Source organism: Agathobaculum sp. TL06 (genome assembly GCF_054658635.1).
This window is the reverse complement of record NZ_BAAGGY010000056.1, coordinates 1-1644: the sequence shown is the minus strand read 5'-3', so window position 1 is coordinate 1644 and position 1644 is coordinate 1. Positions and strand designations below refer to the sequence as shown.

The following is a 1644-nucleotide window of genomic DNA, read 5'->3' as shown; positions in this document are numbered from 1 at the left end:
TATTCATCCATCGCGGCAGCAGCGCGCTTGCCCGCGCCCATAGCGAGGATAACGGTGGCCGCGCCGGTGACAGCGTCGCCGCCGGCAAACACTCCGTCCTTGGAGGTGATGCCGTGTTCTTCATCCGCTACGATGCAGCCCTTGCGGTTGGTGTCCAGGCCGGGGGTGGTCGTACGAATGAGCGGGTTGGGGCTTGTGCCGATTGCCGCAATCACGCAGTCCAGATCGAGGGTGAATTCGCTGTCCGGCACCGGCACCGGACGGCGCCGGCCGGATTCATCCGGCTCGCCCAGTTCCATCTGCTGGCACTTCATGCCGGTTACATTGTAATTCTCGTCCGCGGTGATTTCCAGCGGCGCGGTCAGGAACTTGAAAATGATGCCCTCTTCCTTGGCGTGATGGATTTCCTCCAGACGGGCGGGGAGTTCCTTTTCCGAACGGCGGTAAACAATGTAGACCTCCTCCGCGCCCATGCGCTTGGCGCAGCGCGCCGCGTCCATCGCCACGTTGCCGCCGCCGACAACCGCTACCTTGTGCGCGTGCAGAATCGGCGTATCCGCACCGTCGCGGTAGGCTTTCATCAGGTTGATACGGGTCAGGTATTCGTTTGCCGAGTACACGCCGTTTGCGTTTTCACCCGGCACGCCGATAAAGGTCGGCAGGCCCGCGCCCGAGCCAACGAAAATCGCCTCATAACCGTCCGCGAACAGCTCGTCAATGGTTTCCGAACGGCCGACGACAAAATTAAGTACAAATTCCACGCCAAGGTCCTTGAGCGTGTCGATCTCCTTCTGGACGATCGCCTTGGGGAGACGGAATTCCGGTATGCCGTACATCAGCACGCCGCCGGCGGTATGCAGCGCTTCGAAAACCGTTACCTGATAACCCATGCGCGCCAAATCGCCCGCGCAGGTCAGACCGGCAGGGCCGGCGCCCACAATCGCGCACTTGTGTCCGTTCGCCGCGGGACGGACGGGCTTCTCCTCACCGTGTTCGCGCGCATAATCCGCGACAAAGCGTTCCAGTCGGCCGATCGCAACCGGCTCGCCCTTGATGCCGCGCACGCACTTCTGCTCGCACTGTGTCTCCTGCGGGCATACGCGGCCGCAGACCGCGGGCAGCGCGGAGGTTTCCTTGATTTTTGCCGCGGCCTCGAGGAATTTGCCTTCGGCCACCAGCGCGATAAATTCGGGAATCTTTACCTGCACCGGACAGCCCGAGATACAGGGCTTATGCTTGCAGTTCAGGCAGCGCTGCGCTTCCTCGACCGCCATTTCCGGCGTGTAGCCGAGCGTGACCTCGTCAAAGTTCTTGTTGCGGACGTTGGGGTCCTGCTCCGGCATGGGCATTTTTTTCGGATTCATGTTCGGCATCTCACTTGACCTCCTGCTTCATCAAATTGCACTCGTGGCGCTCGACAGACGCCCTTTCCTGCGCCTTGTACATCGCGCTGCGGCGCATCGAACCGTCGAAGTCAACCAGATGCCCGTCAAAATCCGGTCCGTCCACGCAGGCGAACTTGGTCTCTCCGCCAACCGTCAGGCGGCAGCCGCCGCACATGCCCGTGCCGTCCACCATGATCGTGTTCATGGAAACAATGGTCTTGATGCCATAGGGGCGGGTGGTTTCCGCTACGAACTTCAT

General features: G+C 61.3%; 2 protein-coding genes. Both read right to left on the bottom strand.

The features are described from left to right. The coding region (gene gltA, locus ACYQ3S_RS15590) for an NADPH-dependent glutamate synthase (RefSeq protein WP_459690280.1) at positions 1 to 1373 on the bottom strand (1373 nt) is incomplete at its 3' end. A gap of 1 nt (position 1374) precedes the next feature. Continuing rightward, on the bottom strand, positions 1375 to 1644 hold a 270-nt coding region (locus tag ACYQ3S_RS15585; protein ID WP_459690279.1), incomplete at its 5' end, for an iron-sulfur cluster-binding protein.